23 protein-coding genes are annotated in these 21,649 nt (G+C 73.2%); 8 read left to right on the plus strand and 15 right to left on the minus strand.

Features of this window, described 5'->3' with window-relative positions:
* Positions 1-75: 75 nt before the first annotated feature.
* Positions 76-2,229: a SpoIIE family protein phosphatase gene (locus GTY67_RS33490; RefSeq protein ID WP_161281526.1), complete on the minus strand. Its 2,154-nt coding sequence runs from the start codon at positions 2,227-2,229 to the stop codon at positions 76-78.
* Positions 2,230-2,482: 253 nt separating this feature from the next.
* On the opposite strand from GTY67_RS33490, the gene GTY67_RS33495 reads away from it, so the two are divergent.
* The gene (locus tag GTY67_RS33495; RefSeq protein WP_161281527.1) at positions 2,483-3,568 is read left to right on the plus strand and encodes an enoyl-CoA hydratase/isomerase family protein; all 1,086 of its coding nucleotides are present in this window, start codon (positions 2,483-2,485) and stop codon (positions 3,566-3,568) included.
* Between the two features lie 24 nt (positions 3,569-3,592).
* Here GTY67_RS33495 and GTY67_RS33500 read toward each other — a convergent pair whose 3' ends face one another.
* The 7 genes from GTY67_RS33500 to GTY67_RS33530 form a co-directional block, all read right to left on the minus strand.
* On the minus strand, positions 3,593-3,820 hold the full coding sequence (locus GTY67_RS33500) for a hypothetical protein (protein WP_093688048.1): 228 nt from the start codon (positions 3,818-3,820) through the stop codon (positions 3,593-3,595).
* A gap of 73 nt (positions 3,821-3,893) precedes the next feature.
* Positions 3,894-4,382: a hypothetical protein gene (locus GTY67_RS33505; RefSeq protein ID WP_161281528.1), complete on the minus strand. Its 489-nt coding sequence runs from the start codon at positions 4,380-4,382 to the stop codon at positions 3,894-3,896.
* 115 nt (positions 4,383-4,497) lie between these two features.
* Entirely contained in the window at positions 4,498-5,013 is a 516-nt protein-coding gene (locus GTY67_RS33510) for an SRPBCC family protein (protein WP_161281529.1), read from the minus strand.
* A 163-nt stretch (positions 5,014-5,176) separates the two neighbouring features.
* The gene (locus GTY67_RS33515; protein ID WP_161281530.1) at positions 5,177-5,770 is read right to left on the minus strand and encodes a hypothetical protein; all 594 of its coding nucleotides are present in this window, start codon (positions 5,768-5,770) and stop codon (positions 5,177-5,179) included.
* A gap of 76 nt (positions 5,771-5,846) precedes the next feature.
* Entirely contained in the window at positions 5,847-6,968 is a 1,122-nt protein-coding gene (locus GTY67_RS35405; RefSeq protein WP_161281531.1) for a DUF6286 domain-containing protein, read from the minus strand.
* Positions 6,965-7,192 (minus strand): hypothetical protein, encoded by a 228-nt coding sequence (locus GTY67_RS33525; RefSeq protein WP_093688058.1) that lies wholly within the window; start codon positions 7,190-7,192, stop codon positions 6,965-6,967. Before GTY67_RS33525 ends, GTY67_RS35405 begins: the two co-directional genes overlap by 4 nt.
* 4 nt (positions 7,193-7,196) lie before the next feature.
* Positions 7,197-7,721, minus strand: coding sequence for an Asp23/Gls24 family envelope stress response protein (locus GTY67_RS33530; protein ID WP_093688060.1), 525 nt, complete (start codon positions 7,719-7,721; stop codon positions 7,197-7,199).
* 255 nt (positions 7,722-7,976) lie between these two features.
* Between GTY67_RS33530 and GTY67_RS33535 the strand changes: the two genes are divergently transcribed.
* The 3 genes from GTY67_RS33535 to GTY67_RS33545 are packed head-to-tail and all read left to right on the plus strand — an operon-like array spanning position 7,977 to position 9,552.
* Entirely contained in the window at positions 7,977-8,564 is a 588-nt protein-coding gene (locus GTY67_RS33535) for a sigma-70 family RNA polymerase sigma factor (protein ID WP_161281532.1), read from the plus strand.
* Positions 8,555-9,211 carry a hypothetical protein gene (locus tag GTY67_RS33540; protein ID WP_161281533.1) on the plus strand — a complete coding sequence of 219 codons (657 nt, stop codon included), beginning with the start codon at positions 8,555-8,557 and terminating at the stop codon, positions 9,209-9,211. The genes GTY67_RS33535 and GTY67_RS33540 overlap by 10 nt, the downstream gene beginning before the upstream one ends.
* Positions 9,211-9,552: an Asp23/Gls24 family envelope stress response protein gene (locus GTY67_RS33545; RefSeq protein ID WP_161281534.1), complete on the plus strand. Its 342-nt coding sequence runs from the start codon at positions 9,211-9,213 to the stop codon at positions 9,550-9,552. Before GTY67_RS33540 ends, GTY67_RS33545 begins: the two co-directional genes overlap by 1 nt.
* 81 nt (positions 9,553-9,633) lie before the next feature.
* On the opposite strand, the gene GTY67_RS33550 is transcribed toward GTY67_RS33545, so the two are convergent.
* Positions 9,634-10,602, minus strand: a complete 969-nt coding sequence (locus GTY67_RS33550) for an NAD(P)-binding domain-containing protein (protein ID WP_343238805.1) — start codon at positions 10,600-10,602, stop codon at positions 9,634-9,636.
* On the opposite strand from GTY67_RS33550, the gene ctaD reads away from it, so the two are divergent.
* Together ctaD and GTY67_RS33560 are read left to right on the plus strand one after the other, a co-directional pair.
* A complete protein-coding gene (gene ctaD, locus GTY67_RS33555) occupies positions 10,508-12,238 on the plus strand; it encodes a cytochrome c oxidase subunit I (protein WP_093688070.1) in 1,731 nt (576 codons plus the stop codon). The genes GTY67_RS33550 and ctaD overlap by 95 nt on opposite strands.
* A 44-nt stretch (positions 12,239-12,282) precedes the next feature.
* A complete protein-coding gene (locus GTY67_RS33560) occupies positions 12,283-12,624 on the plus strand; it encodes a hypothetical protein (protein ID WP_093688072.1) in 342 nt (113 codons plus the stop codon).
* Positions 12,625-12,714: 90 nt separating this feature from the next.
* Here the strand turns inward: GTY67_RS33560 and GTY67_RS33565 are convergent, their stop codons facing one another.
* From GTY67_RS33565 to GTY67_RS33590, 6 genes are all read right to left on the minus strand, one after another.
* Positions 12,715-13,089 (minus strand): VOC family protein, encoded by a 375-nt coding sequence (locus tag GTY67_RS33565; RefSeq protein ID WP_161281536.1) that lies wholly within the window; start codon positions 13,087-13,089, stop codon positions 12,715-12,717.
* Between the two features lie 34 nt (positions 13,090-13,123).
* Complete coding sequence (locus tag GTY67_RS33570; protein WP_161281682.1) at positions 13,124-14,890, minus strand: FUSC family protein; 1,767 nt, start codon at positions 14,888-14,890, stop codon at positions 13,124-13,126.
* 271 nt (positions 14,891-15,161) lie between these two features.
* Positions 15,162-16,769: a sigma-70 family RNA polymerase sigma factor gene (locus GTY67_RS33575; protein ID WP_161281537.1), complete on the minus strand. Its 1,608-nt coding sequence runs from the start codon at positions 16,767-16,769 to the stop codon at positions 15,162-15,164.
* Positions 16,770-16,994: 225 nt separating this feature from the next.
* The gene (locus GTY67_RS33580; RefSeq protein WP_093688076.1) at positions 16,995-17,189 is read right to left on the minus strand and encodes an antitoxin; all 195 of its coding nucleotides are present in this window, start codon (positions 17,187-17,189) and stop codon (positions 16,995-16,997) included.
* A gap of 302 nt (positions 17,190-17,491) precedes the next feature.
* Complete coding sequence (locus GTY67_RS33585) at positions 17,492-18,487, minus strand: MASE1 domain-containing protein (RefSeq protein ID WP_343238816.1); 996 nt, start codon at positions 18,485-18,487, stop codon at positions 17,492-17,494.
* A gap of 66 nt (positions 18,488-18,553) precedes the next feature.
* Positions 18,554-19,381, minus strand: coding sequence for a PP2C family protein-serine/threonine phosphatase (locus GTY67_RS33590; protein WP_093688080.1), 828 nt, complete (start codon positions 19,379-19,381; stop codon positions 18,554-18,556).
* Positions 19,382-19,526: 145 nt separating this feature from the next.
* Here GTY67_RS33590 and GTY67_RS33595 point away from each other — a divergent pair, with 145 nt between their 5' ends.
* Entirely contained in the window at positions 19,527-19,796 is a 270-nt protein-coding gene (locus GTY67_RS33595; protein WP_093688082.1) for a hypothetical protein, read from the plus strand.
* A gap of 114 nt (positions 19,797-19,910) precedes the next feature.
* Entirely contained in the window at positions 19,911-21,389 is a 1,479-nt protein-coding gene (mptB, locus tag GTY67_RS33600) for a polyprenol phosphomannose-dependent alpha 1,6 mannosyltransferase MptB (protein WP_161281539.1), read from the plus strand.
* The last annotated feature ends 260 nt before the right edge of the window (positions 21,390-21,649 follow it).

Consider the following 21,649-nt stretch of genomic DNA (forward strand, 5'->3'; position numbering starts at 1 on the left):
CGCCGGGCCGCCCGGAGTGCCGGAGCCGCCGGTCGAGGGGCGTGCCGCGTCATTCGACGTGATGCGGCACGCCCCTCATCGCTGCCCGGCGGGCGGGACCTGCTCCACGGCGGCCGGTGCGGGCGCGGTGGCCGGCGGGGGAGCGGGACCGATCTCGCACCAGACCGCCTTGCCCTCGCCGCGGGGTTCGATGCCCCAACGGGTGGCGACCGCGTCCAGCAGGAGCAGCCCCCGGCCCGATGTCGAGGTCTCTCCCGGGGTACGCCGCCGGGGCCAGGCACTCGACCGGTCCTGCACCGAGAGCCGGATCCGCCGCACCGGCTCGGGCAGCACCTCCAGAGTGAGGACCGCCCCGCCCTCCGTGTGCAGCAGCACGTTCACCAGCAGCTCGCCCGTGACCAGTTCGGCGTCGTCGGCGAAGTCGGCCATGTCCCAGTCGGCGAGCGCCTGGCGCACGATCGCCCGGGCGTCCGACAGCCCTTCCGGGTCCGCCTGATGGATGTACTGGTGCAGCCGGGGCGCGTGCGAGGACCCCACATCCGGGCTGCGCCGCAGTACCAGGAGGGCCACGTCGTCCCCCGAACCCCAGCGCTCCCAGAGCCGGTCCGAGAGATGGTCGGCCAGCGCCTCGGCCCCCGCGGGCCCCGCGCTCACCTCGCTCCGCAGCGCCTCCACCCCGGTGTCCAGATCGGCGCCAGGCTCCTCCACCAGACCGTCCGTGTACAGCACGAACGTCTCCCCGGGCACCAGGTCGAGACGGGTCTCCGGGTACTCCTCGTCCTCGAACTCCGTGGAGATGCCCAGCGGCAGACCGCCGCGCACCTGCGGACTGCCCACCCGCCCGTCGGTGTGCCGGATCAGCGGCCCCAGATGCCCGGCCCGGACCACCCGTGCCGCCCCCGTCGCCAGGTCGACCTGGGCGTAGGTGCAGGTCGCGAAGCGGTCGGTGTCCAGCTCGGAGAGGAAGCGCGAGGCCCGCGCCAGCACGGTCGACGGGGGGTGACCCTCGGCGGCGTACGCGCGCAGGGCGATACGCAACTGGCCCATGATCGCGGCCGCGTGGGTGTCGTGCCCCTGCACGTCCCCGACGACCAGCCCGTAACGGTTCTTGGGCAGGGCGATCACGTCGTACCAGTCGCCGCCGACCTGCCGCCCGCTCCACGCCGCGTGGTAGCGCACCGCGATCTCGCCGCCCTCGATGTCCTGTATGCGGGGCGGAAGCATCGCGGACTGGAGCTGGGTGGCGAACTCCCGCTCCTCGTCGAAGAGCATCGCCCGCTGGAGCGACTGCGCCACGATGGCCGCGAGCCCCAGGCACAGGATCCGCTCGTCGGCGTTGAAGACGGTGCGCTCCCGGTAGAACAGGGCGAGCCCGCCGAGCGACCGGGCCTGGGCGACCAGGGGCAGATAGGCGGCGGCCCGGAACCTGAGATGGCCCAGATGCGGCTCCAGCACCGGATAGCGCCGAGCCAGTGCCGCCAGCGACGTGATGAACCGCGGCCGCCCGCTGCGGATGGCGTCGGCCAGCGGAAGGTTGCGCTCCAGGTCCCCGGAGCCGAGGCCGTCGAGTGCCTCCAGCGACTCGCCGCTCAGCGCCACGATGTTCAGCGCGGAGTTCTCCACGAGCCCCAGGGCCAGCCCGTCCGCCCCCAGCCTCGCCAGCCCGCCCGGACCGGTGAGCGCCGCCGTCACATCGTCCACGGTCACCGCGCGTGACATCGCGCTGGTCGTGCGTTCGACGATGTTGGTCTGACGCTGCCGGCGCTTTTCCAGATCGAGGACGAAGGCCGAATGGGTGACTTCCGCCGTCGCGTCGCGGACGACCCCCACGATCCGGTGGGCCTTCCCGTCCTTCGACCGCAGGATGCGGGCCTGGACATGGGTCCACTGGGTCGTCCCGTCGTCCAGAGGCACCCGGAAGTGCACGTTGTAGGAGTTGCTGCCGCCCGTGATGGCCTCGTCGATCGTGACGTCCAGCCGGGCCCGCTCCGCCGGCTCCAGCCGCTCCACCAGGGCGCCGGGGCGCGAGTCGTACGCCGCCGGGTCCACACCGAACACAGCGAGCCCCGCCTCGTCGATGTCCAGGGTCCGGGCATCGAGATCCCAGTCGAAGCTGCCCGTCCGGTTCATGGCGAGGCGTTCCGTCGGCCCGATCTCACCGTTGGTCCTCCGGTCGATCCGGCGGAGCGGAGCGGCTTCGGTGTCCTGGCGCCCTTCGTGCTCGGTCATGCATGCTCCGGAGGTCGTCCGGCGGGGCGCGCGGCGACGCGCCCCGTAGGCCTCAATTGTCGAGCCGCTTCCACCGGAGTGCCACAGCGGAGCACCACCGAAGTTCCCTCCCGGAGCGTGCGCCGGGCCCTAGGGCCGACCCCCTGTCCGGAAGGAGGGCGGGGAGTCGCAGAATGGCAGGAACGGACCGTTCGGCGGCGACGGACGGCCCCTACCCCAGGTCTCCACCGTGCCCAGTGAGCGGAGCGCACACATGATCGACGACCGGCCCGTCCTGCTGGAGACCCGAGGGCGCTCCCTGCACATCACCCTGAACCGGCCCCGCGCCATCAACGCCCTCACCCACACCATGGTGCGGCTCCTCGACGAGGCGCTCGCCCGGGCCGAGCAGGACGGGACGGTCGCCTCGGTCGTCCTGGCCGGAGCGGGCGGACGCGGCCTCTGCGCGGGCGGTGACATCCGCGCCCTCCACGACGACACCCGCGCCGGAGGCCGTGCTTCCCTGGACTTCTGGCGCGACGAGTACCGCCTCAACGCCCGCATCGCCCGTTTCCCCAAGCCGTACGTCGCCCTGATGGACGGCATCGTGATGGGCGGGGGAGTCGGGGTATCCGCCCACGGCTCGCTCCGGATCGTCACGGAGCGCTCACGTGTGGCCATGCCCGAGACCGCCATCGGGTTCGTACCCGATGTCGGCGGTACTTACCTGCTGGCCGCCGCCCCCGGCGAGCTGGGCACCCACCTGGCGCTCACCGGCCGCTCCGTCGGCGCGGCCGACGCCCTGCTCTGCGGCCTCGCCGACCATTACGTACCCACGCGGTATCTGCCGGAGCTCACCGACGCCCTGGCCGGGGCGGGGACCGCCGAAGAGGTGGCGCGGACCGTGCAGCGGTTCACCGAGGAACCGCCCGCCGGTGAGCTCGCCGCGCAGCGCGACTGGATCGACGCCTGCTACGCCGCGGACACCGTCGAGGAGATCGTCCGACGGCTCCGGGCCGCGTCTGCCCCCGAGGCGGCGGACGCGGCGGGGGAACTCGTGGGACGGTCGCCGCTGGCGCTCAAGGTCACGCTCGCCGCCGTACGCCGGGCGGCCCGGCTCAACAGCCTGGAAGCCGTCCTCGACCAGGAGTACCGCGTCTCCTGCCGGGTCCGTGAGGAGCCGGACTTCGTGGAGGGGGTGCGCGCCCGGATCATCGACAAGGACGGCAGCCCGCAGTGGAAGCCGGCCACCCTCGCCGAGGTGGACGACAGCGCGATCGCCCGCTTCTTCGCCCCTCTCGGCGAGGATGAGGAGGAGCTCGGCCTCGCCCCCGGAACCGCCCCCGACGGGACGGCCTGAGACCGAGCCCCTCCGCCGGTGTGCCTACCTGTCGCTGCCGGACAGACTCGGCTGCAACTCCCGTACCAGAGCGAACAGCCGGTCCTCGTTCCCCGTCAGCCCCGCGCCCCGCAGGGCGCGGTCGGCCTCCCGCATGGGTGATGTGAGCAGCGGCAGATACAGGGGTGCGTCGTCCGGGTCCGAGAGCGCGGCCCGGGTGGCCTCCAGCAGGCGGACATACGCCTGCGCCGCGGCGAGCTCGTCTTTGTCCATCTCAGCGTCTCCTGGTCAGAGGTGTCGGACCGTCAAGCATCTCGCACGGGTCTGACATCGCCTTTCCGATCCGCTACCGCACCCCGGCAACTCCCGCCGGTGGCTCAACCTCCAGATACCGCCGCCTGCGCGGACCCCGGTAGAGGAGCACGGTCCAGCCGTGCCGCCGCAGCACCTCGGCGCACCCGGCCAGCGCCTCCTCCTCGTGGTGCGCGGCGCCGCTGCCCGGCGGCCCCGCCCACTCGACCCGTACCGTCCCGGCCGACTCGCCCGTCCGCACCCGGTACCCGGCCGACACCCGCTGCCCCGACGCGTCCACGGCGGACGGAGCGGCTCCGGAGCTCTCCAAGGCCAACGCGACGGCCCGTACCGGCTGGTGAAGCTCCCAAGGGGCCGGCGTGGCCTCCGGATCACCGGCCCGCCCGTCACCGGTCAGACGGCGGATCTGGAGCAGCCCCTCGAAGGCGGTCCGCACCGAGGCGGCGCGCGCCTCGGCGGTCCCGGTGAACGGCGGCCCGTCCCCGGTCGCGGGCTCGAACCCCGCGCCCTCCTCGCTGCCCATACGTCCCCCTGTGCTCGGCCCCGGCGTACGTGGCCCAGTGTGCACCGGGGGAGTGACAACCGCCGGTGCCTCGAGAACCGGTGCCTCACAACCGGGCGGTGTCCGGCGCCAGGGTTCAGGCAGCTCCCCGGAGGTCCTCCTCCACGGCGGCCTTGAGGCGCCGGAGGGTGGTCCGGATGTTGCCGCGCTGGAACTGCGCGAAGGTCTTGCCCCTGGTCGCGACGCGATCGAACCCGTTGGCCAGGAAGTCGGGCCAGGAGCGCCGGTCGTCGGTCCAGGTCTCGGTCACCCGGGTCCCGCCGTCCACCGCTTCGAAGCGGTACTCCCAGGTCGCGATGGGTCCGCGGAGGCGTGGCCGCCGGACGCCGATGGCATGGACCCGGAAGGCGAAGCGCTCGCCCGGATCGGCCGCCGTCACGGTGCACCGGGTCGTCCAGCTCACGCCGCCGCGCTTGTTCCGGCCCTCGAAGACCATGCCCACATAGGCGTCGCGCCGCTCCCCCTGGACGGTCGCCCCCTTGTTCTCGGGGCTCCAACGGCCCATCGCCGTGGGGTCGCTGAGCCGTTCGTAGATCTGCGCGGGAGGGGCGTCGACGATGATGCTGTCCGCCACGGACATGGTGCGGGGCATGGCGCAACTCCTTCACCACGGTCGTCGTCGGGCCGTATCCGGGACCGGACGGACCGTGGCGCCGCATCCCGGCCCACACCTTACTCGCGAGTAGTAAACGTGGTGAACGTGCTGTGCCGGGAAGCTGTCCGGGCACCGGCACCACGCCCGCCCGTGGTGCCGCTCACCGTGTCCGCCGCTCGCGCCGGTTCGCCACCCTTACCCGTACGTCGGTCGGCAGGCCGCGTACGCCCGCGCAGCGCCGAGCGTCCGCGACCACGCCGTCGGCGACCCGGCGCACGACGTCCGCGGGCCGGGCCTCGGGTTCCACGACCAGCGTCACCGCCGCCCGCAGCGGCCGGCCCGCCAGGCGCACCCGGGCGTGCGCCACCCCGTCGACCGCGGCCGCCTGCGAGGTCATCGCCCGCTCCCACGCCCGCCGCCGCAGCGTCAGACCGGCGCCCCGCAGCCCCACCCACCTCGGCCCGGACGCCGACACCTGCGCGCCGAACCATCGGAGGAACAGCGCCAGTACGAGGGTGAGCGCCACGATCACGGCAGGCGTCCACCAGCCGTTCCCCCGCAGCCGGGCCAGTCCGCCGCGGTCCAGCAGCACCCCTTCGGCCGCGCGCCCGGACCACCAGCCCGGCACCTCACGCGCCACCCGGCCCAGCCCCGAACCGTCCCCGACGGCCAGCAGAGCTCCGCCGGCCAGGAGGGCGAGGCCGACCACCCCGAGCAGCCCCCGGTTCACCACGCCACGCCCGATCACCGGCACGCACCCCACACCCTCACGCCGTCATCGGCCACGGAACCAGCTGTCACGCCGCTATCCGTCACGTAGCTCATGCAGCTCACGCCTCTCCGCCGTCCCGAAGCCTGTGCCGGGGCCCGCCCTGAGACCCGTCCCGAGGATCTTCCCGAAGCTCATCCCGAGCCCCGCTCAGAGGCCGTTCCCGAGCCTCGTCCTGCGCTCCGTCCCCAGCCCGGTCCTGCGCCCCCGGCCCGCCCACGACCGGCTGCTTCTCCGCCGAAGCCAGTCCCGCCGGCTCCGGTTCCTGCCCCGGCACCGAGGCGAGCCACCCCGCCTGCCGCCGCACCCGCACCCGCAGCACGGGCGGACGGGCCAGGCCCAGCTCCAGCAGGCCCGCGCCCAACACCCGTACCGCCTCGGCGCGTACCTCCTCCGGGTCGCCGTATCCCACGGCGGCCCGCACCAGCGCCCGTCGGCGACGCACGCTCACCCGCGCCCGGACGATCCCAGGGACCCCGAGCGCCCGCTCCCGCAGGATCCGGGCCGCCGCCGTACGGTCCAGGGCCGCCCGTACCTCCGGGGCCGGCGCCGCCATCCGGAGCCGTCGCCGCAGCCCCGGCAGGAGCGCGCACCCCAGCAGCCAGAGACCCGCGAGCGCCGCGACCGCCCCACCGAGCCGTACCACCGAGTCCGCCGGACCGTGGGTCGCCGCCCAGTCGGCCACCGTCGTACGCCAGTGGGCGGGCGCTTCGCCGAACCGGACCGCGACCACGTCGACCAGCACCAGCCCGCACGCCACAGCCCCCACGGCAGCCAGCACCGCCGCGGGGACCCGGCGTTGCGACCTGATACGGGGCCCGGGGCGGCGGCCCTTCGCACCGTCCAGGCCCGGGGCCGCCTCCACAGCTTCCGGAACCACCGGCGCCGGGCCCACCGTCAGCGCGTCGACGTGAATCTCGGTACGGGGCACGGCCAGACCCGTCAGGGCCGCCGTCCGTGTCTCCGCCCGGTCCCGGACCCGCTGCGCGGCCTCGTCGGCCCGCACCGGATAGGGCAACCGCACACCGACCGCGATCCGCGCCGAGGCCCCGCGCACATCGGCGGAGCCCCGGATCACCGACCCGCCGTCGGGCAGCGCCTCGGCGGCGGCCCGTTCGGCGATCCGCCGGACCGCCCGGGGGGCCACCGTCGTCGTACCGCGCCCGGCGGCGGGGACCGTCACGGCCGCCTCCCCACCAGCGAGTCGAGGAACTCCCGCAGCCCGGTGCCCCGGTCCGCCAGGTGACCGGCGAACCAGCCCAGCGCGCCGAGCGCGGCCACCACGAGGAACGCCCCGAACCCGCCGAACCAGCCCGCGAACCCCAGCGCCATGCCCGCCGCGGCCCCGATCACGCCCCGGCCCGGCACACCGTCCGCCGGGCCGGGGCCGTCCACCCTCCGTGTCATGCCGTCACGCCACGCGGGTCTCGGCCACGGGGGCCTCGTCGTCGTCCTCGGGCAGGTGTACGTCGTTCACGGTCACGTTGACCTCGACGACCTCCAGGCCCGTCGTCCGCTCCACCGCCGCGATGACGTTCTCGCGCACGTCGCGCGCCACATCGGTGATGGCGACGCCGTACTCGACGACGAGGTCCAGGTCGATGGCCGTCTGACGCTCGCCCACCTCGACCTTGACGCCCCGTCCGACGTTCGGGCGGCCGCCCGGAACCCGGTCGCGCACCGCGCCGAGCGTGCGGGAGAGGCCGCCGCCCATGTCGTACACGCCCGGGATCTCCCGGGCCGCCATCCCCGCGATCTTCACCACGACGGTGTCCGCGATGGAGGTACGGCCCCGCGTCGCCGCGGGCTCGGTCGCGCCGGTGGCCCCGCGCCCCACGGTCGTCGTACCGGTGACGGCGCCGCTCTGCTTCGGTCCGCCCGTGCCCGGCCCCGTACCCGCGGCGGGAACGGCTGCGGCTGTCTCGGTGGTGGTCATGAAAACTCCTCGCGTATCGCTCGGGTCGTATCGCCTGTCATCTCGTTGGACACGCTGTCCGCCGATTCGTCACGCGGGTTCCCGGAAACTTTCCGCCGATCCCCGATCGGGCGTCGCGGTCCGGGGCACATCAGTGCGTGACGTTCTGCCGTGCGAGGTGTCCAACGCAGAGAAGTGGTGTCCGACGGAAAGAACCGACAGGACCGATCAGGACCGAGAAGGTGTCGTGGAACCGACTGAGGGAGGGGCTGGTCCGTGCCCGGCGACGGGAATCAGATGACGGAACGGGCGCCGGAGGGCGTCCGGGCCGACGAGGCGCTGCTGGTCGTCCGGGCCGGGGAGGGCGACGAGGAGGCGTTCGAGGTGCTCGTACGACGGCACAGCCCCGCCATGCTGCAACTCGCGGTGCGGCTCCTGGGGGACCGGGCGGACGCGGAGGACGCCGTACAGGACTCCTTCGTCAGCGCGTGGCGCAAGCTTCCGGAGTTCCGCCGGGACGCCTCCCTCCATACGTGGCTCTACCGCATCGTCACCAACCGCTGCCTCAACCGGCTCCGGGCCCGCAGACCGGCGGCAGACCTCGACTCGGTCCCCGAACAGGCCGCCCCGGAACACCAGGCGTCTCCTGCCCGCGCGGTCGAGTCGCGGGCCGCGGCCGACGCGCTGGCCGAGGCGATGGCGGGCCTCTCGCCCGAACAACGTGTCTGCTGGGTGCTCCGCGAGATGCAGGGGCTGTCGTACGAGAGCATCGCGGACACGGTCGGAATCAGTCTGCAGGCGGTCCGCGGCCGGGTCTTCCGGGCCCGCCGCTACCTGACGGAGGCGATGAGCGCATGGCGATGAGCGCCAACCCCGACCGGCCGGAAGAGAGCCGGTACGAAGAGGAGGAGCGGCTCGCCTGCGGGCGCCTGCTGAGCGACGTCTGGGACGCCTGGGACGCGGGCCGGACCGCCGACGACCCCCACCTCCTCGCCTGCCCGCACTGCTCGGCCGCCCTGGCCGAACTCACCGGCCTGGGCGATGCCGTACGCCGCACCTGCGCCGAGGAGCCCGGAGTGCCGGAGGCGGCCACGGCCGCGATCACGGCCCGCGTGATGGACCTCGTACGCCTCGAACTGCGCCCAGGGCGCCCGCTTCCCCTCGGGGAGCCGGAGGAGGACCACTGGATCGTCGAGGCCGCGGCCGCACGGCTGCTGCGGGCGGCGGTCGACGCGCTGCCGGGCGTACGGGCCGGGAGCTGCCGGATCGCCCCGCTGGACCCGGCCGATCCGACAGGCCCGGTGCACGTACGCGTCGAGGTCGCGGCGCGCCTGGACCGGTCGCTGCCGGATCTGGCCGACGCCGTACGGGCGCGGATCGCGGCGGTCGCCGACCAGGACATCGGCATCCGCCTCGGCGCGGCCGACGTCCGGGTCGTGGACATCCTCGACGACGAGGGCGACGACGGCGGTGGCATGTACGAGGGCCACGGCACGGGAGGAGCAGCGTGATGACGGCCGACACACTCCGGGACCGGCTCGCCGAAGCGGCGGCAAGGGCCGCCGAGGACGTCCCCGGCGTCGCCTTCCTGCGCCCCGGCGTCGTGGACCTGCTGCGGACGCGGGTGGCCGACCGCGCCCCGCGACCGGCGGCGGGACCCGGTGGACGGGCGCAGGGCGTACGGGTGAGCCGGGACGAGGCCACCGGTGTCTGGCTCATCGACATCCGCCTCGTGCTGCACCGCGGACACCGGGCCCTGGACGTCACCCGGGCCGTACACACCGCCGCCCTCGCCGCCGTCCGCGCGGAGCCGGCGGTCTCGGTGCGCGTCACGGTGACGGGGGTGGTCTGAGCGGCGGGCCCCGGAGGATAGACGGGGGCCGGGCCGTCCGGGGTCACGCCCCGGACGGCCCTGCCCCCGCCACGGCGCCGATCAGGCGCGCCACTCCGCGGTGCGCTCCGGCGACGCCTCCGCCAGCGCCTTCACGATGGCGTCGGCATCGCCCCGGTTGCCGTAGACCGGCGTCCCGGGCTGCTGGCGCCACGACTCGTCCAGGCCACCGGCGTCGACCGTGTTGAAGCCGAGCTCGTCGATGAGGTCGCGGACGGCCTGCTTGGCCGCCGGGTCGTCCCCGGCCACCGGCAGCGCCTGCCGGCCCGTGCTGCCCTGCGGAGCGCCCCGGTCCAGGATGTCCTGCGCGTACGTCCCGTTGAACGCCTTGATCACCGGGTGGCCGATCTGCTGCTCGGTCCACCGGCTCTCCGGCAGCCCGTCCTCGATGGCGGTGATCCTGCCGTCGCGCTGCTGCGGATAGTAGTTCCCCGTGTCGATGACCACGGCGCCCTCGGCCGCCCCGTCCAGGAACCCGTCCGGCAGATTGGGTACGGCCTTGAGCGGGACGGTCACGACCACGACATCGGCGTCCCGCGCCGCTTCGGACGCGGCCACCGCAGTGGCTCCCGTCTCCTCGGCCAGGGCGCTCAGGGTCTCGGGACCGCGGGAGTTGGCGACCGATACGTCATGTCCGAGTGCGGTCAGCCGCCTGGTGAGATTTCCGCCGATGTTGCCCGCTCCGATGATGCCGATCTTCATGGATCCGACCTTCCGATACCTGCTGAGTGGGAAGAAGTGTTCTGCCGCTTCACCAACTCCGCTGCCCGGCGAGCTATTCCGAGCCGTGTGGGCCATTTGAGTGTCCTTGCCGGGCGCTCGCGCGGGACGGGGAAGGATGTCCCACCGGACCGATCGCCGCGGGTCCATCCTGGTCGCCGAGTCCATACGGGCCGTTGACCGAAGGAGCGTCGCAGTGACGACGAGGGGCATCTCGCAACCGGTGGAGACCGATGCCGCAGAGGGGGACGAACTGCCGGTACGGCTCAAGGAGCCGGGCAACGTCGTCATCAAGTGGATGACCACCACGGACCACAAGACGATCGGGACGCTCTATCTCGTCACCTCCTTCGCCTTCTTCTGCGTCGGAGGGTTGCTGGCCCTGGTGATGCGCGCCGAACTGGCGCGCCCCGGAACGCAGCTGATTTCGAACGAACAATTTAATCAGGCGTTCACGATGCACGGCACGATCATGCTGCTGATGTTCGCGACGCCCTTGTTCGCCGGGTTCGCGAACTGGATCATGCCGCTCCAGATCGGCGCACCCGATGTGGCGTTCCCGCGGCTGAACATGTTCGCGTACTGGCTGTACCTCTTCGGCTCGCTCATCGCGGTGGCCGGCTTCCTCACCCCGCAAGGGGCCGCCGACTTCGGCTGGTTCGCCTACGCGCCGCTGAACGACGCCGTCCGCTCGCCGGGCATCGGCGCCGACATGTGGATCATGGGTCTGGCCTTCTCCGGCTTCGGCACGATCCTCGGCTCGGTCAACTTCATCACCACGATCATCTGCATGCGCGCCCCCGGCATGACGATGTTCCGCATGCCGATCTTCACCTGGAACGTCCTGCTGACCGGTGTGCTCGTCCTGCTGGCCTTCCCGGTCCTGGCCGCCGCCCTGCTGGCCCTGGAGGCGGACCGCAAGTTCGGCGCCCATGTCTTCGACGCGGCCAACGGCGGCGCGCTGCTGTGGCAGCACCTCTTCTGGTTCTTCGGCCACCCCGAGGTCTACATCATCGCCCTGCCGTTCTTCGGGATCGTCACCGAGATCTTCCCGGTCTTCAGCCGTAAACCGGTCTTCGGCTACATCGGTCTGGTCGCCGCCACCATCGCCATCGCGGGCCTTTCCGCGACGGTGTGGGCGCACCACATGTTCGTCACCGGCGCGGTTCTGCTGCCGTTCTTCTCCTTCATGACGTTCCTCATCGCGGTGCCGACCGGGGTGAAGTTCTTCAACTGGATCGGCACCATGTGGAAGGGGTCGATCTCCCTGGAAACGCCGATGCTCTGGTCGATCGGATTCCTGGTCACCTTCCTCTTCGGCGGCCTCACCGGCATCATTCTCGCCTCGCCGCCGATGGACTTCCACGTATCGGACTCGTACTTCGTCGTGGCGCACTTCCACTATGTGGTCTTCGGAACCGTGGTCTTCGCGATGTTCGCCGGATTCCACTTCTGGTGGCCGAAGTTCACCGGGAAAATGCTGGACGAGAAGCTCGGAAAGGCCACTTTCTGGACGCTGTTCGTGGGATTCCACGGGACGTTCCTCGTACAGCACTGGCTCGGTGCCGAGGGAATGCCGCGTCGTTACGCGGACTATCTCGCGGCGGACGGATTCACCGCGCTGAACACCATTTCGACCATTGCCTCCTTCGTCCTCGGTCTCTCCCTCCTGCCGTTCTTCTACAACGTCTGGAAGACCGCCAAGTACGGCAAGAAGATCGAGGAGGACGACCCGTGGGGTTACGGCCGTTCGCTGGAGTGGGCTACCTCCTGCCCGCCGCCGCGCCACAACTTCGTCACCCTGCCGCGGATCCGTTCCGAGTCCCCGGCGTTCGACCTGCACCACCCGTCGTTGCGGGCGATCGACGAGGCCGCCAACCGGCCCGACACCTCCGCCACCGTGGCACCGGGAGACAGGCAGGAGTGACCCCGGCCCGTCCCGACCCGGAGAGCCCGACGAGAGGAGGACGCGTGAACCCCGACAAGGACAGCGCCCGCGGCCTGGCCCAGCTGGAGGGCTACCTGCTGTGGAACGCCGAGGTCGAGAGGGCGCGAGCGCAGGCACGGCGCTTCACCGACGAGCTGCCCTGGCTCACCACCGCCCAGCGCGAGGACGTCGAACGCGTCTACCTCACCGACCGGGTCGCGGTCTCCCGCGAGTCGCTCGTCCGCGTCCGCGACCGGGCGGCCGAACTGCGCGGGGAGTACACCGCGCGCTACGAGCGGCTCCGGGCCCGGTGCGTCGCCCTCTCGGTCGTGGCGGTCGGCGCGGTCACCGGCATCGGTACGTCGCTGACCCTGCTGCTGCGCTGAGCAGGCCGCGATCCGGTGCGGCCCGGCCGCGGCCGCACCGGACCGGCCCGCGCGCAGACGCTGCCGTACCAGCGGTCGATGCCGTACGAGTCAGTGCCGTACGAGACAGAACGGGTGCCCGGCCGGATCGGCGTAGACGTTCCAGCCACGCCGCCCGTCGCCCCCGTCCAGGAGGGACGCCCCCAGCGCCAGCACCTGCTCATGGGCGCGGTCCAGATCGGAGACGGCGAGATCCAGGTGCGCCTGCTGGGGCGGATCCTGCCCCGGCCACGCGGGCGGCCGGTGGTCCGGGACCCGCTGGAGGGCCAGCACCAACCCGGCCGTGTGCACGGTGGACCACCCGTCGTCGAGGGCCCACCGCCGGTCGGGCCGGTCGACCTCACCGCCGAGCAGCGACGCGTAGAAGCCGGCGAGTTCCCTCGGGTCCCGGCAGTCGAGTACCAGACACTGCAGCTCAGCGATCATGCCCCGCATCGTAGGGCGTCCACCGGACGGGCCGTCAGACGAGGGCGCCGGAACGGCCGGAGGCGCGGTGGGCCGCATCGACAGCCGCCAAGTGCGCCGCGATCCGTTCGGCGTGCGGTGCGGGCAGCTCGCCGCTTCCGTCATGGAGGTGGACCGCACATGCCGTCGTCGTGTCCACGAGCCGTTCCAGAGCGCCGGCCACCTCCTCGAAGCCGGCTGTCGGCCCCGCGACCGGCGGGAGTTCGGCCGCCGAGAGGTCCACGGCGGCCCGGGCCGCGGCGAGCGAGCGGTAGGCGTCGCGGCGCAGCGCCCCGCGCCCCGTGCCGTCCTGGGGGTGGGCCAGTACGTGCCGCAGATACCGGTGTGCCGCCGCCACCGCCGTATCCACCGCGTCCCGCACCCGGTGGCCCCGCTGCCCGGGCAGCGGCAAATGCCCCACCAGCACCACGATCGCGCAGGCCGTCAAGGACTCCACGACCCGGCCCCACGCGGCCTGCGGCTCGCCCGCCAGCAGGACGAGGGAGAGCACGAGCACGGTGACGACGGCGGTCTGGGCGGCGAAGTGCCGGGTGGCGACGGGGATCAGGGCCCCGCACACGGCGACCGCCGCGACGGCCGGCAGCGGACCGGCCACCAGTGCGAAGAACCCGGCGAAGACGGCGGCCCCCACGACCGTCCCCGCGGCCCGGCTCAGCACGCGGGAGACGAGCGGCCCCAGGTCCGGCTTGACCAGGAACACCGCCGTCGCGGGCATCCAGTACCAGTGCTCGTGGTCCAGGCCGAGCGCCGCCGCCGCACTGATCCCGCAGCACAGGGCCACCCGGACCCCGTACTCACGCCCCGCCGGGCCGAAGGCCCTGCGCAGCACCCGAACGAGCCCCGGCCGACCCCGCGCGGTCCGCAGGGACTGCCCGGCCCGGTGGTCGAACGCCTCCGCGACGGCCAGCAGGGCGTCGTCCAGGGCCCGGAGCCCCGCACCGGACCGCGCCGGCGCGGGCAGCGGCCCGCAGGCGCTCCCCGTACGCACCGCGTGAGCCAGCCGGAGCGGCCCCTCCGCGACCCGATCGGGCAACGGCTCACCGGCCCACGCCAGCGCCGTCGCCGCCTCGGCCAGAGGCAGCGCCGCCGCGTACTGGGCGTGCAGCCGCCGCTCCGCCGCCGAGCTCGCGTAGCGGCGCAGCCGGGGCCCGGACAACGCGTCCTGCGCCTGGTCGAGTGCGGCCGTGAGCGCCGCCCGGCGCGCCGGAGCCCGAGAACCGCCCGCCGCGCGCAGCAGCCCGGCGACCGCAGCGTACACCCCGGCCACCGCCTCGCGCTCGCCGTCGTACAGGTACGGGCCCCCGCCGCCCGGCCGGCGCGAGGGCGGCACCAGGAGCAGGAACCGCGACGGCAGCACCAGCCGCAGCAGCACCGCCCACCCCGCCCCCGCCAGGAAGAGCAGCGCCCGCTCCCCACCGGACTCCGGCAGCGGCATCCCCGCCCCGATCACGGCCGCCACCAGCAACTGCGTACCGCAGGCCGAAGCGAGGGGCCCCGTCGAACTGAGCGCCCCCGCCAGGAGCCCCAGCGCACCGAGCAGCAACGGCAGCACGAACACCGCTGCCCCCGGCGGGCCGACCGAGGGCAGCAGCGAGCCGACCAGCAGCCCGGCCGCGCCCGCCAGCGCCGGGACCCCCACCCGCGACACCGACGAACGGCGGCCGCCCGGCCGGTCGTTGATCCCGGCGAACATCGCCCCCAACGCCACCGGAACACCCGCCGTCGGCCGGTCGGCGAGCACCGCGAGCAGCAGCGGGACCATGGCGAGCGCCCCGCGTACGACCGCACCACCGTGGACCGGTCCGCGCTGCGTACGCAGTACGTGGCCGAGCCAGAGCGGCAACGGCCGGACGGCGAGGGGGAAAACGGGTGACACCACCGGGCTCCAGTCCACAGGGAGGAGGATTCGCCGGGGGACACCATCGGCCTGGGCGCTGCCACCAGTGTGGATCACCGAGGTGGATAGGGTGCTTCGCCCGCATTTCGGCCAGGTGAAAGATCACCGCGCGGGCCCGCGGGCCGCCGCCGACTCCTCAGCGGGCACCGAACTTCTGCGTCCACACAGGCCCGCCGCCGGAGTCCACCTTCCCTATGCCCATCTCCTTGAAGGAGCAGTTCAGGATGTTGGCGCGGTGACCCGGGCTGTTCATCCACGACTTCATCACATCGGCCGGGGTCCGCTGCCCCTTCGCGATGTTCTCGCCGTAGGTGCTCCACCGGTATCCGGCGGCGGTGATCCGGTCGCCCGGGTCGGTGCCGTCCGGGGAGGTGTGCGAGAAGTAGTCCCGGGACGCCATGTCGGCCGAGTGCCGCTGCGCCGCCGTCGCCAGCAGATCGTTGGAGGTCAGCGGGCCGCACCCTTCCTTCGCCCGCTCGGCGTTGACGATCTGGAGGACCTGCTCGCCCTCCGACGCCGGAGGCGCGGGCGCGGGCGGCGGCGGGGGCTTCGGGGCCGGGGCGGCCGTGCTCGGGGCGGGCGGCCGGGTGCTCTTCGTGGGGGAGGGCTTGGGCTTCGGCTTGGGCGAAGGGCTCGCCGTCGGCGAGGCACTGGCCGAGGGGGACGCGGAGGAGGCCGAGGCGGACGGCGACGCGTTCGTCGCCGTGGGGGAGGGAGTGCCACCGGTGGGGAGGACCGCGCTCTCGCTCGGCACCCCGGAACTCAGCGTCGTCGCGTCCCGGTCCTCGCCGTCGGTGTAGAGGTGCACGGCCGCGCCGCCGGTCCCCAGGGCCGCGACGGCGACCACCGCGGCGATGGCGGAGTTGCGGCGCCGCCGCCGCACCTGGGAGCGCCTGCGCTCGGCCCGTCCCGCCCCGGCGGCCGAGTCCACGCCGAGGTGCGCGGCGGTCGGCAGCAGGTCCGGGGCCACCGCCCCTCCGGCGGCCCCGGCCACCGGGACCAGCGCCAGGCCCACCAGCAGGCCCTCCGCGGGCACCAGACCCGAACCGTGGCCCGAGCAGACGGTGCAGTCACGGGCGTGGCGGGCCAGCCGCTTGCGCCACAGGGCGGACGGGACCCCGTCCCAGCCCGAGAGCATGTCCTCCAGCAGTACGCACGGCGGGTCGGCCGTCAGCGCGCCCACCACGACCCTGGCCGCCTCCAGCTGCGCCTTCATCCGCTGGACGCGTACGGCGGTGTGCTGCGGCGAGAGCTCCAGGGCCGCGGCGACCTCGGCCCGCGACAACTGGCCCGCCGTCTCCAGCCACCACAGCGACAGCAGCGCGCGGTCGTCCTCGTCCAGCCACCGCGTCGCCTCCGCCACCTGGCGGCGCTGCCCGGTCAGCCCGAGCCGCAGAATGGTCAACTCGACGAAGTCGGCGCGCGGATCGGCCAGGTCGAACGTGTCGTCCAGCCGACCGGGCACGGCCCCGGACCGGCCCTCGCGCCAGTGCCGGCGTATCTCGTTCATGGCTATCGCCACCAGCCACGAACGGAATCTCTCCGGATCACGGAGCTCGGGCAGGCTGCGCAACATGCGCAGCACCGTCTCCTGCACCACGTCGTCCACATCCGCGTGCCCGTTCAACGCCCGGCCGACGACGTTGTAGAGCAACGGCAGATACGACTGGACGAGCCGGTCCTTGGCCTCCTGGTCGCCGTTCCGCGCCGCCGCGATCAAGGCCGTCCCGTGATCCTTGCCCATGCTGTGTTCACTCTTCCGGGGTCGGGTGCTGTCACTTCCCACACTCCGGAGATGCGGTGCGGGCGAGGCGATAACAAGAATCCGACGAGCCTCCCGGAATTCTTCCGGGAGGCTCCCGCGACCCGGAGACGCCTGCCGGGCGCGCACCCGGTCCGTGCCACGGGATACGACCCGCGGCACGGACCGGGTACGAGCGGACAGGGCCGGCCGTTCACCGGCGGCGGTTCAGGAGCGCGGCGGCCCGTCCTGGCCGCGCTCCGTGCCGAACTGCTGCCTCAGCTTGTCCTGGGCGGTGTCGACCTGGCCGCTGTACTTGCCCTTGGTCCGGTCGTCGACCATGTCTCCCGCTTTGTCGATGCCCTTGCCTGCCTGGTCCTCGTGGCCCTTGAGCATCTTCTTGATCTTGTCCAGTGCGGACATGCCTGATCCTCCTCGCTCCGTGCCCCCCACCCATCAAGGGTCACCGCACCCGGCCCGGTCCGCATCCCCGAGGGGGCCGAGGTGTCCGCACGGTGGACGGGAAGTGTGAAGCCGCGCCGGCTGGGCAGATACCGGTCACCTGGAGGAGGTGGTGGCCATGGGCCGCATCCGCATCGTTGTCCGTCGACCCCCGCCCCCGTCCGGGCCGCCCCCGCTCGACCTGCGCACCCCCTCCGGCCGGCCGCTGCCGTACTGACCGGAGGACGGCCGCCCGCCACCGCTCACCGGGGCGCGGCGGAGCGTCACCGGCCGGAGTGCGGCGGCCCGTCGTCGTACCGCGCCGAAGGCGGTCCCGGCAGCGGGGCCAGCTGCTCCACCAGCGCCTCCAGCTCCACGACCGCGTTCTCCGTCTCATGGCGGATGTTCTGGTGCTCGGCGACGATCGCCCCGAGCAGCAGCGCCGTGAGCGCCACACAGCCGTTGAGCACGGTGAGGTTGGCCATGATCTCCATCAGCGTGTGGCCGGCGAACGGCCCCAGCCCGTCCGTACCCGCGGTGATCGCCAGCACCGACACCACCAGGGCGCACGGCGCGCTGCCGGGGAGCTGGAACCGGAGCGCCGCCCAGATGATCACCGGGAACACCAGGTAGATCATGGAGAGCGAGCTACGGGTCGAGAAGATCCCCGCCACCACCACGACGACCGCGAGCAGACAGGCCTCCGGCCACCGGTCGGACAGCCGGGGCCGCCGCACCCGGCTCAGCACCAGCAGCACGGGGGTGACCACGAGGACCCCCATGGCGTCCCCGGCCCACCAGGACGACCAGACCAGCCAGAACCGCCCCGGCGGCACCTTGTCGTCCAGCATCAGCGTCACGCTGCCGACCGTGGCACTGATCAGCATCCCGGCGAACGCGCCGAGGAAGACCAGACAGACCCCGTCCCGCAGCCGGGCCAGTTCGCTGCGGAAGCCGACCCTGCGCAGCAGCGCGTAGGCGGCCAGCGGCGCGAGCGTGTTGCCGAGCACGATGCCCAGCCGCGACACAGTGAACGCGTCACCGATGGCGGAGACCGTGAAGAGCGCGCCCAGGGCGATGCCCGGCCAGATCCGGCCCCCGAGGTACAGCAGGGCGGCGAGCGAGATGCCGGTGGGCGGCCAGAGCGGGGTGACCACCGCGCCGTCCACCACCACCTGGCGCGTCAGCCCGAGCCGCCCCGACAGGTAGTAGGCGCCGGCCACCCCCAGGACCTGCGCCACGTACACGGCCCCACGTCTGGCTTCCTTGCTGCGGATCACAGCACTCATCAGACACCGACCGTGCGGACGGGGCAGCCGGTGACACGCGCCCTTGAGCCCTCGGCGTCAGCGCGCCCGGGCCGGGGCGTGCCGCAGGACCAGTACCGCCGCGTCGTCCTCGTGGCCCGTCAGCTCCGCCGCCCCGAGGACCCCGTCGGCCAGCGCTTCCGCGCTCTCCCCGGCATGCGCTGCGACCAGCTGGCGCACCCGTTCGAGACCGTCCTCGATCAGCAGCGACGGGCCCTCTACGACACCGTCGGTGAGCAGCACGATCGCGCCGTCCGTGTCCAGGGTCCGCCGGGTGACCGGATACCGCTCGCCCGTCTGGATGCCCAGCGGCAGGCCTCCCGGGTCCTCCGTGACGCCCGACCGGCCGTCCACCGTCGCCCACACACTGGCCACATGCCCGGCCCGCGCACTGTGCAGCTCCCAGGTGTGCGGATCCAGCCGCAGGAACGTACAGGTCGCGAAGAGGCCGGAGTCCACCGAGAGCAGGAGGTCGTTGGTCCGGCCCATCACCTCGCCCGGGTCGGAGACCGTACCCGCGATCGCCCGCATCGCTATGCGGACCTGCCCCATGAAGGCGGCCGCCTCCACGTCGTGGCCCTGCACATCACCGATCGCGAACCCCAGGGCGCCGTCCGCCAGCGCGAAACCGTCGTACCAGTCACCGCCGATGTCCAGGCCGTCACGGGCGGGCGCGTACCGCGCCGCGGACTGGATGCCGGGGAGGTCAGGAAGGGTCGCCGGAAGCATGTCGCGCTGAAGGGCCTGCGCGAGTTCCACTCTGGCCTGGTGGAATTCCACCTCCCGCCGAGCGCGGGCGGTGAGGCTCTGCAACGTGGTGAGCAGGTCCTCGGCGCTAACTGAGCGGGGAGTCCGACGCCGGTTCATTGGCTGCTCCGCGGTGCGTGAGTCCCTGAATCATATGGTGCACGCCTCGTGGCGGCGACTTCGCCGACGCCGGGGCACCCCCGCCGGATGGCCGGATGGCCCCGCACGCCGGGCCGTTGTCAGTGGCCGGTGGGATGCTGCCTGCATGGACGAGCTGATGAGGCAGCGGCGGGTGTACGGCACCGACCACGACGACCCGCACCCGGGCCCGAGGCCGGGCCACGACTACCGGGAGCTGGTCGGCGGCCCGCTCGACGGGCTGCTCCTGGACGTCACCGGCTGGAGCGACGAGGTCCTGCGCGAGGGGGTCCGGCTGGTCACGGAGATAGGCGCCTACGGACCGGGCGGCCGCGCGGAGTACGGGCCCCGCTCGATCGACGGCCACCAGTGGGACTGGCGGGGAGACGTCCGCTAGGAGGGGGCCGGAGCCCGCTCCGGGGGCGCGGCAGCGCGCGTGCCCCGGCGGACGGCGACGGAGGGGCGGGGGAGGGGGACGGGGGCGTCGCGCCGTCCGATAGGTTCTCCGGTCATGTGGGCTTTGAGCGCCGTCGGATACCGTCGGCTGGGTGCGGCAGCCGCCCTTGCGACCGCCGTGGGCGGCTGGATCTCCGGAAAACTGCCGGCCCACGACCCCTGGGGCCTGTGGACCGACCACGGCTCCACCGCGCGCACGGCCGCCGCCGTCCTCGCCTACGCCGGACTCACCGTGCTCGTCGTCGCCTGGTGGCAGTACGGCAGAACCGCCTCCTCCGTACGCGAGACGCTCACCACCCTCGCCTGGTGGACGGCACCGTTCCTGCTCACGCCCCCGCTCTACAGCGCCGACGTCTACAGCTACATCGCCCAGGGCGCCATGGTCGTCGAGGGCCACGACGTCTACACCGTCGGCCCTTCCAGCCTGGACCCCGCCGGGATCGGCGGCGACGCGGCGGCGAGCGTCGGTCACCACTGGCGCGACACCCCGGCCCCGTACGGCCCCCTCTTCCTCCTGCTGTCCGCCGCCGTCGCCAGGACGACCGGCGGCACCATCGTCCCCGCCGTCCTCGCGATGCGGCTCATCGCGCTCGCCTCCCTGGTCCTCATCGTCTGGGCCCTGCGCCGACTGGCCCGGGAGCACGGCACCAGCGAGAGCCGCGCCCTGTGGCTGGGGGCGCTCAACCCGCTCCTGCTCATGCACGTCGTCGGGGGCATGCACAACGACGGCCTGATGATCGGCCTCATGCTGGCCGGGCTCGCGCTCGCGCTGCGCGGCCGCTGGGTGGCCGGCAGCGCCCTCGTCGGGCTCGCGATGATGGTCAAGTCCCCGGCCGCCGTATCGCTGCTGTTCATCGGCGTGATGGTGTACGCCTCCGCCACCGGGCCTCAGTTGCGGCGCTGGGCCAAGGGGCTCCTCGCGCCCGGCCTCGTCGCCTGCGCGGTCGCCGGATCGGCGACCCTGATCAGCGGCACCGGCTTCGGCTGGCTCAGGACCCAGGGAGTCGCCGGCAACATCCACACAGCGCTCTCCGTCGTCAGCGACCTCGGCCTTGGCCTCGGCGAACTGGGGCGCCTGCTCATGGGCACCGACCCCGAACCGGTCAAGACTGCCGTGCAGAACCTCGGCCTGGCCGCGGCGGTCGCCGTGATCCTCGTCCTGGCATGGAGGTCGAAGAACGGCCACCTGCCACCGGTCCACGCCCTGGGCCTGGGACTGCTGGCACTGGTCGTCCTCTCGCCCATGGTGCAGCCCTGGTACCTCCTGTGGGGGCTCGCGGTCGTGGCCGCCACCCAGCAGTACGGCCGCGTCCCCACGGTCCTGATCGTGCTGTCGGCGGCCCTCGTGTACGAGACCCACCCCACCGGCGCCACCCCGCCCTACGGGTTCGCCCTCGCCGGGATCGCGGCGCTCCTCGCCACTCTCGCCGTCCGCCGCGCCCCCTTCCATCCGGAAGCCGCACCCGTCCCCGGACCACGCACCGGCGACCTGGACGCCCCGCTGAGCACCGAGGCCCCGCAGGCCACCCCGTAGATAATCCCTCGACGCCCTGAGCGGACCTCCGCTACGCTGATCGCGTCCTGTTGTCTCCGATAGAGGTGGACGTTGCGCATCTGAGGTCCGCGATCATCACGCGGTACGGCCTGGCCCGTACACCGGTCACGACGCTGTCGGCATGTCTGCCGCCCGTGACTCCCGCGTGGATGCGACCTCGGTGCTGAGCCGTCCCTCACCTTCGCAGGACTGTTCTCCCCACCACTCTCCGGCCCCCCGAGCCGGGTCGCCGCGTGCTG

The organism is Streptomyces sp. SID8374, assembly GCF_009865135.1.
Taxonomy (GTDB): Bacteria; Actinomycetota; Actinomycetes; order Streptomycetales; family Streptomycetaceae; genus Streptomyces.

What these genes read in the sequence shown, in the direction of transcription:
- GTY67_RS33490 (WP_161281526.1), bottom strand. Translation starts at nt 2,229, where the DNA reads ATGACCGAGCACGAAGGGCGCCAGGACACCGAAGCCGCTCCGCTCCGC.
- GTY67_RS33495 (WP_161281527.1), top strand. Translation starts at nt 2,483, where the DNA reads ATGATCGACGACCGGCCCGTCCTGCTGGAGACCCGAGGGCGCTCCCTG.
- GTY67_RS33500 (WP_093688048.1), bottom strand. Translation starts at nt 3,820, where the DNA reads ATGGACAAAGACGAGCTCGCCGCGGCGCAGGCGTATGTCCGCCTGCTG.
- GTY67_RS33505 (WP_161281528.1), bottom strand. Translation starts at nt 4,382, where the DNA reads ATGGGCAGCGAGGAGGGCGCGGGGTTCGAGCCCGCGACCGGGGACGGG.
- GTY67_RS33510 (WP_161281529.1), bottom strand. Translation starts at nt 5,013, where the DNA reads ATGCCCCGCACCATGTCCGTGGCGGACAGCATCATCGTCGACGCCCCT.
- GTY67_RS33525 (WP_093688058.1), bottom strand. Translation starts at nt 7,192, where the DNA reads ATGACACGGAGGGTGGACGGCCCCGGCCCGGCGGACGGTGTGCCGGGC.
- GTY67_RS33530 (WP_093688060.1), bottom strand. Translation starts at nt 7,721, where the DNA reads ATGACCACCACCGAGACAGCCGCAGCCGTTCCCGCCGCGGGTACGGGG.
- GTY67_RS33540 (WP_161281533.1), top strand. Translation starts at nt 8,555, where the DNA reads ATGGCGATGAGCGCCAACCCCGACCGGCCGGAAGAGAGCCGGTACGAA.
- GTY67_RS33545 (WP_161281534.1), top strand. Translation starts at nt 9,211, where the DNA reads ATGACGGCCGACACACTCCGGGACCGGCTCGCCGAAGCGGCGGCAAGG.
- GTY67_RS33550 (WP_343238805.1), bottom strand. Translation starts at nt 10,602, where the DNA reads ATGACGACGTTGCCCGGCTCCTTGAGCCGTACCGGCAGTTCGTCCCCC.
- GTY67_RS33565 (WP_161281536.1), bottom strand. Translation starts at nt 13,089, where the DNA reads ATGATCGCTGAGCTGCAGTGTCTGGTACTCGACTGCCGGGACCCGAGG.
- GTY67_RS33570 (WP_161281682.1), bottom strand. Translation starts at nt 14,890, where the DNA reads ATGGTCCCGCTGCTGCTCGCGGTGCTCGCCGACCGGCCGACGGCGGGT.
- GTY67_RS33575 (WP_161281537.1), bottom strand. Translation starts at nt 16,769, where the DNA reads ATGGGCAAGGATCACGGGACGGCCTTGATCGCGGCGGCGCGGAACGGC.
- GTY67_RS33580 (WP_093688076.1), bottom strand. Translation starts at nt 17,189, where the DNA reads ATGTCCGCACTGGACAAGATCAAGAAGATGCTCAAGGGCCACGAGGAC.
- GTY67_RS33590 (WP_093688080.1), bottom strand. Translation starts at nt 19,381, where the DNA reads ATGAACCGGCGTCGGACTCCCCGCTCAGTTAGCGCCGAGGACCTGCTC.
- GTY67_RS33595 (WP_093688082.1), top strand. Translation starts at nt 19,527, where the DNA reads ATGGACGAGCTGATGAGGCAGCGGCGGGTGTACGGCACCGACCACGAC.
- mptB (WP_161281539.1), top strand. Translation starts at nt 19,911, where the DNA reads ATGTGGGCTTTGAGCGCCGTCGGATACCGTCGGCTGGGTGCGGCAGCC.